Source organism: Flavobacterium cheongpyeongense (assembly GCF_003202435.1).
Classification (GTDB): Bacteria; Bacteroidota; Bacteroidia; order Flavobacteriales; family Flavobacteriaceae; genus Flavobacterium; species Flavobacterium cheongpyeongense.
On record NZ_QJHK01000026.1, the window covers coordinates 56600 to 63194 of the forward strand.

Annotated in this window: 7 protein-coding genes; 4 read left to right on the top strand and 3 right to left on the bottom strand. The window is 34.1% G+C overall.

Annotation, left to right across the window (positions count from 1 at the left end; translation table 11 throughout):
- Positions 1–73 precede the first annotated feature (73 nt).
- From DMB65_RS19970 to DMB65_RS19980, 3 genes are read left to right on the top strand one after another with little or no spacing between them, the layout of a single operon-like run.
- On the top strand, positions 74–955 hold the full coding sequence (locus DMB65_RS19970) for a pirin family protein (RefSeq protein ID WP_110308397.1): 882 nt from the start codon (positions 74–76) through the stop codon (positions 953–955).
- A gap of 2 nt (positions 956–957) precedes the next feature.
- Positions 958–1353: an OsmC family protein gene (locus tag DMB65_RS19975; protein ID WP_110308398.1), complete on the top strand. Its 396-nt coding sequence runs from the start codon at positions 958–960 to the stop codon at positions 1351–1353.
- A 5-nt stretch (positions 1354–1358) separates the two neighbouring features.
- Complete coding sequence (locus DMB65_RS19980; RefSeq protein ID WP_110308399.1) at positions 1359–1643, top strand: GNAT family N-acetyltransferase; 285 nt, start codon at positions 1359–1361, stop codon at positions 1641–1643.
- On the opposite strand, the gene DMB65_RS19985 is transcribed toward DMB65_RS19980, so the two are convergent.
- The 3 genes from DMB65_RS19985 to DMB65_RS19995 all read right to left on the bottom strand — a co-directional run bounded on the left by DMB65_RS19985 (position 1640) and on the right by DMB65_RS19995 (position 3903).
- Positions 1640–2587 carry an ABC transporter ATP-binding protein gene (locus DMB65_RS19985; protein WP_110308400.1) on the bottom strand — a complete coding sequence of 316 codons (948 nt, stop codon included), beginning with the start codon at positions 2585–2587 and terminating at the stop codon, positions 1640–1642. The two genes, DMB65_RS19980 and DMB65_RS19985, sit on opposite strands and share 4 nt — an antisense overlap.
- Before the next feature lie 99 nt (positions 2588–2686).
- On the bottom strand, positions 2687–3382 hold the full coding sequence (locus DMB65_RS19990; RefSeq protein WP_110308401.1) for an OmpA family protein: 696 nt from the start codon (positions 3380–3382) through the stop codon (positions 2687–2689).
- Between the two features lie 17 nt (positions 3383–3399).
- Positions 3400–3903, bottom strand: a complete 504-nt coding sequence (locus DMB65_RS19995) for a lipocalin family protein (RefSeq protein WP_165835007.1) — start codon at positions 3901–3903, stop codon at positions 3400–3402.
- A gap of 199 nt (positions 3904–4102) precedes the next feature.
- Between DMB65_RS19995 and htpG the strand changes: the two genes are divergently transcribed.
- On the top strand, positions 4103–5986 hold the full coding sequence (gene htpG / locus DMB65_RS20000; RefSeq protein WP_110308403.1) for a molecular chaperone HtpG: 1884 nt from the start codon (positions 4103–4105) through the stop codon (positions 5984–5986).
- The last annotated feature ends 609 nt before the right edge of the window (positions 5987–6595 follow it).

A 6595-nucleotide genomic window follows, 5' to 3' on the forward strand; every position in this document is an offset into this window, starting at 1 on the left:
CAATTTTTCTTAATCTAAATTAAGTTACAGATTAACACTACTGCTGTAATTTTGTTTTCAAATAAAAATAACCATGTCAAATATCAGTTTAATTATCGAAGAACGCGCTGCCAATATTGGCAATTTTATGGTAGGGAGATTATTGCCTTTCCGTGAAAAAAGAGCCGTTGGCCCATTTGTATTTATCGACCATATGGGACCTGCACATTTAAATCAGTACCAAAATATGGATGTTCCTCCTCATCCCCATATTGGACTCTCAACACTCACTTTTTTATTTGAAGGAAGCATCATGCATCGTGATAGTTTAGGAACCGAATTAGAGATAAAACCTGGTGCCGTAAACTGGATGACCGCCGGAAAAGGAATTGTACATTCTGAAAGAACGCCAGAATATTTAAGACATTCAGATAAAATGCTTCACGGGTTACAAATTTGGGTGGCACTCCCTAAAGAATTAGAAGGAATGAATCCCAACTTCACACATGTAGAGGCTCAGGATATTCCTGCCTGGGAAGAAAACGGGGTTTCATACAAATTGATTGCCGGTGAAGTTTTCGGAAAAAAATCTCCGGTTCCTGTTTATAGCCCGTTGTATTTTATTGAAATCAAAAGCCTGGACTCTCAAAAAATCAATATCGGAAAAGATTTATTTGGCGAAAGCGGTTTGTATATTTTAGAAGGAAGCATCAAAAGCGGAGAACATATTTACGATCCAAAACAAATTCTGATTACTAATGACAGTACGCTTTGCGAATTCGAAATTGCAGCAAATTCAACTGTTTATATTTTTGGAGGACAACCTTTTCCTGAAGAACATTTTATCTTTTGGAATTTTGTCTCATCTGATAAAAATCTTATCGAAAAAGCCAAACAAGACTGGATAGCACAAAACTTCCCAAAAGTTCCGGGAGAAACCGAATTTGTACCCTTACCAGAACCCAGAATTCAATAACTATGGAGACATTATCAGCTAAAATTGATACACGTTTGTATCGAACAGAAATAACATCAGCCAGCGGTAACATTGTAATCGCAGATGAACCACAGGAAGCCGGAGGAAAAAACCTAGGTTTTAGCCCATCAGAACTTTTGGCTTCAGCATTAGCTTCGTGTACTTTGATTACCTTAAGAATGTACATCAATAGAAAACAATGGAATGTTTCTGAAATCAGTATAAAAGTAGATTTTGAGAAAGACATCGAACAAAACATTTCCTTATTTACCCGAAAAATTAAAATAACGGGAGAGATCGACGAAAGCCAAAAGCAAAAATTGCATTTAATTGCAGAAAAATGCCCTATTCATAAAACACTTACCAACGCTATTAAAATACAAACAAATTTAATTTAATCATCATGGAAATCCAACAAATAAACGATATTAGAAAAGGCTATTTTGAAGCTGTAGAAAACGACAAACAAGCCGGAAAAATGACTTATACATGGGCAGGTGACACCAAGTTTATCATCGACCACACCGAAGTTAACGAAGAGTTTAACGGAAAAGGTGTTGGTAAAAAACTGGTTATGGCTGCTGTAGAGTTTGCCCGAAATAATAGTCTTAAAATCATTCCGCTTTGTCCATTTGCAAAAAGTGTTTTTGACAAAACAGAGCAAATTCATGACGTTTTATTTCGTTAAGAATTGAGTCCCAAAAAAATTGTAATCTCTAAAGGCAAGTCAAATTCATTTTCAAAAAATATCAACTGCCTTTTGTAAACGGTTTCAATTAAATAGTGGTTTCCTCTGAAATAAGTTCTTCTGATTTTTACTTCTAAATCAGAATGCTCTACCATAATTAGTTGATGTGGATAAACTAATGATTTTACATTTACATCTTCGCAAAGTTGTAATAAATGAGTAGGAATCTCATTTATTTCTCCAAAAAGTGAAGCTACATATTTCGAAGATGGATTTTTATAAATTTCTGTTGGATTTCCTTTAGTGATAATTTCTCCATTACGCATTACAATTGTGGCATCAGCAAAAGACAATGCATCAGTGCTATCGTGAGTTGCTATAATACACGTTATTTTTTTCTGCTTTAAATATTTAAACAAATTTCTGCGTAAAGCATTTTTACGAAAAGCATCAATCTGGCTAAAAGGTTCATCCAGCAAAATTACTTCGGGCTCTAAAGCCAAAACTCTGACTAATGCGACTCTTTGCTGTTGTCCTCCACTTAAAAATTTAGCCTTAACATTAGAAAATTGTTCCATTTCAACCATCTCTAATAACTCCTGTACACGGAGCCTTTTCATATTTGCAAAACCGTTGGAGAGAAATTTCCCTACGTTTTCGGCTACAGTCTCGTAGGGTGACAAATCAAAATCCTGTGCCAGATATTTCATGTACGGCATTCCGGGAATCAAATTGTATTTTGGTCCTAAAACTGGTTTTTCTTCATAAAAAATACGTCCTTCATCTAAATCATACAAGCCGTACATTAGTTTTAGAAGCGTACTCTTTCCACAGCCGCTTTCACCAATAATAGCAATATTTTCTCCCTTGTTTATAGCAAAAGAAACGTTCTTTATAACGGGTTTATCAGTATACGAAAAAGAAATATTTTGAATATCAAGCATGAGTTGTAATTGAGAGTTCAAATTTACAATCTTTAATTTCGAATGCAAAAAAAAGCTGCTTCTAATATGAAACAGCTTTTAATAAATTTATTGTAATTATTATTTTCCAGCTTGCGCTTTTGCATCATTAACCATTTTGTCATTTGCAGTAATTGCAAACTCAACACGACGGTTTTGAGATCTTCCTTCCGGAGTATCATTTGTTGCAATTGGATCAGCAATCCCTAATCCTGAAGTTTTAAATCTGCTCGACTTTAATCCTTTGGAAACCAAATAAGCTTGCACTGACGCTGCTCTCTGTCCTGAAAGTGTTAAATTATATTCAGGTTTACCCGTGTTATCTGTATATCCAAAAATCTCTATATTAGTATCTCCATAATCATTAAATACCGGAACTAATTTATCTAAATTTGCTTTTGCCTGAGAAGTCAAGGTTGATTTGTTAGTATCAAAACGAACAGCATTTTCATTAAGTGTCAAATGAATTCCCTCACCCACTCTTTCTACTGCTGCACCAGGCAAAGCCTGATCAATTTCACGAGCCTGTTTGTCCATTTTATTTCCAATAAGCGCTCCAGTTCCGCCACCTACTGCTGCTCCAATTGCAGCTCCTAAAGCAGCATTACCACCTTTACCTAAATTATTCCCCAGAATACCCCCTATAATCCCACCAGCAACAACTCCAATTCCGGCACCTTTTTGTGTATTATTTGCATTTTTAACTGAATCACAGCTTGAAAACAAACTAACTAATACTAATAAACTACTTAAACTTAATGCTGTTATCTTTTTCATCTTTATTATTTTTAATATTAATTAGCTCTTTGAAATTGGTAAGTCACATCTTTAGACTGTCCGCCAACATTGATCTTATCAATTAACTGGAATGAATTATCAGTCAATCCTGCCACTTTGAGCAAATATCCTGATCTTACATTTTTGGATTTTGTTCCCGGATCAACAATTTTCAATACAAAAAGCCCCTGATTATTGATACTCCACACAATAGGAGAACTAAATGGCGTACAACTCGTAGCATTCAAGGTCATTGTTCCTTTATTATTATTTGAAATAAAATTCCATGAACTACCTATAAAACATTTTGAATCTGCAAGATCGAAAGAATTCACTTTGATGTAATCAGACCCTGCGTAGGAAACATTTGTGAGTATCCAATTGCCCTTAATAGCCACCTGAGTAGGTCTGTCAAGTTTAGTTGAAAGTTCTGTAGCTTCAGTTGAAACTGTTGTAGACGAAGCTGATTTACACGCAAATAACATCGTGAACATCAGGCAAATGAAAATAATTTTCTTCATTTTGTGTTATTAATTTAAGTTAATACTTACAATTTTTACTTTATTGTAAAACAAAGATACAATCAACCAAATGTATTTTGTTCTAAAATCCGATTATTTTCTTTCAAAATTAACAGTTACGACATTTTGTCATTTGAAATAAATTGGTATTCTATTTGAATGAATTAAAAACATCTTATTAAACTAAAAAATTAAAAATATGACAACAGGTAAAATTAATGTTTCTGTAGAGAACATCTTTCCCTTAATCAAAAAGTTCTTGTACAGTGATCACGAAATCTTCTTACGTGAATTAGTTTCAAACGGAACCGATGCAACTTTAAAACTAAAACATCTCATTAGCCTAGGCGAAGCTAAAGTAGAATACGGCAATCCGGTCATTGAAATCAAAATTGATAAGGAAGGCAAAAAAATACACATTATCGATCAGGGTTTGGGGATGACTACTGAGGAAGTAGAAAAATACATTAATCAGGTTGCCTTTTCCGGAGCTGAAGAGTTTCTGGATAAATACAAAGATTCTGCTAAAGATTCCGGAATTATTGGTCATTTTGGTCTTGGTTTTTACTCTGCATTTATGGTGGCAGAAAAAGTTGAAATCATCACTAAATCTTATAAAGATGAACCTGCTGCTCACTGGACATGTGACGGTAGCCCAGAATTCACCTTAGAACCGGCTGACAAAACTTCACGAGGAACTGAAATTATCCTTCACATTGCTGAAGATTCTCTTGAATTTTTAGACGATTCAAAAATCAGTGGGTTATTAAATAAATACAATAAGTTTATGCCTATTCCGATTAAATTCGGAACAAGAACAGAAACACTACCTAAACCAGAAGATGCTCCCGAAGATTACGTAAATGAAACTGTAGAAACAGACAACATTATCAATAATCCGAATCCGGCATGGACAAAACAACCTACTGAACTCTCTGATGAAGATTACAAAAACTTCTACAGAGAATTGTACCCAATGCAATTTGAAGATCCTTTGTTTAACATTCACTTAAATGTTGATTATCCTTTTAACTTAACTGGTATTTTGTATTTCCCAAAATTGGGTTCTGATATGCAAATTCAAAAAGATAAAATACAATTATATCAAAATCAGGTTTACGTTACAGATAACGTAGAAGGAATTGTTCCTGAATTCTTAACAATGCTTAAAGGAGTTATTGATTCTCCGGATATTCCTTTAAATGTTTCTCGTTCTGGTTTACAGGCTGACGGAGCAGTTAAGAAAATTTCAAACTACATTACTCGTAAAGTTGCTGATAAATTAAAAGCATTATTTAATGAAAATCGTACAGATTTTGAAGCAAAATGGAACGACATTAAAATCGTTTTAGAATACGGAATGCTTTCTGAAGATAAATTCTACGAAAAAGCTGGTGCGTTTGTACTATACCCAACGGTAGACAACACTTACTTTACTTTAGAAGAATTAAAAGAAAAACTAAAAGAAAACCAAACAGATAAAGATGGTAAACTTGTCGTTCTTTATGCCGGTAACAAAGAAGATCAACATTCTTATATTGAAGCAGCAAAAGGTAAAGGTTACGAGATATTGCTTTTAGATTCTCCTATTATTTCCCACTTAATTCAGAAAATCGAAAATGACAATAAAGATGTTACTTTTGTTCGTGTAGATTCTGATCATATAGATAATTTAATCAAAAAAGAAGAAAACACGATTTCTAAATTATCCGATGAAGAAAAGGAAGCTTTAAAAACTTCTTTAGAAGCCTATATTCCGAAAGCTTATAGCGTTCAATTAGAAGCAATGGATAGTCAGGCTGCTCCATTTATAATCACTCAGCCTGAGTTTATGAGAAGAATGAAAGAAATGAGCCAGTCAGGTGGAGGAGGAATGTTTGGCATGGGAAATATGCCAGAAATGTATAATTTGGTTGTTAACACCAATTCTGATCTCGCAACAAGTATTTTAAATACCGAAGACAAAACACATCAGGAACATTTGGTAAAACAGGCTTTAGACTTAGCAAAATTATCACAAAACCTATTAAAAGGTGAAGCACTTACTGCTTTCGTGAAAAGAAGTTTTGAAATGATCAAATAAAAATTTACAAAAATCTACTCTCAGAATCCTGTAAGCAAATGTACTTACAGGATTTTTTTTGCAATTTATTCAAATAAATAGTTTTTTAATTATACCATTTATAATTCTCTAACTGTTCGAAAATTTTCTGATGTTATACCGATATAATATAAAAATAGGTTAATTCTTATTGACTATACAGAATAGATAATCGATAATTAGCTATGGGAGTCTCAAGACCTAGATATATGATGATCCGTAAATCAAACAGAACGCGCCAAATAACGGGTCATAATTATGGCGTTTCCCCGAGGGCCGGGCTGTCCGCTGTATCTTTTGTTGAGTCACACTTGTTTAATTCAGAAATCTAAGTTCACACAAAAGGATGCCGCTTCCATCCCTAACGCGGCTTTGGGGCAACTCAGGAAATTTAAGAACTCAAAAGCGTTTTGCCTAATCCCAGCTTCTGGACAAATTGAAAATCCTTATCTATTTCAGAAAATAAAAAAGCGTAATAACTGATATAAGTAATTACGCTTTTTGTTTGTACTCAGAGCGGGACTTGAACCCGCACGAACATTGCTGTTCACTGGATTTTAAGTCCAGCGTGTCTACCAATTTCACCATCCG

What these genes read in the sequence shown, in the direction of transcription:
- DMB65_RS19970 (WP_110308397.1), top strand. Translation starts at nt 74, where the DNA reads ATGTCAAATATCAGTTTAATTATCGAAGAACGCGCTGCCAATATTGGC.
- DMB65_RS19975 (WP_110308398.1), top strand. Translation starts at nt 958, where the DNA reads ATGGAGACATTATCAGCTAAAATTGATACACGTTTGTATCGAACAGAA.
- DMB65_RS19980 (WP_110308399.1), top strand. Translation starts at nt 1,359, where the DNA reads ATGGAAATCCAACAAATAAACGATATTAGAAAAGGCTATTTTGAAGCT.
- DMB65_RS19985 (WP_110308400.1), bottom strand. Translation starts at nt 2,587, where the DNA reads ATGCTTGATATTCAAAATATTTCTTTTTCGTATACTGATAAACCCGTT.
- DMB65_RS19990 (WP_110308401.1), bottom strand. Translation starts at nt 3,382, where the DNA reads ATGAAAAAGATAACAGCATTAAGTTTAAGTAGTTTATTAGTATTAGTT.
- DMB65_RS19995 (WP_165835007.1), bottom strand. Translation starts at nt 3,903, where the DNA reads ATGAAGAAAATTATTTTCATTTGCCTGATGTTCACGATGTTATTTGCG.
- htpG (WP_110308403.1), top strand. Translation starts at nt 4,103, where the DNA reads ATGACAACAGGTAAAATTAATGTTTCTGTAGAGAACATCTTTCCCTTA.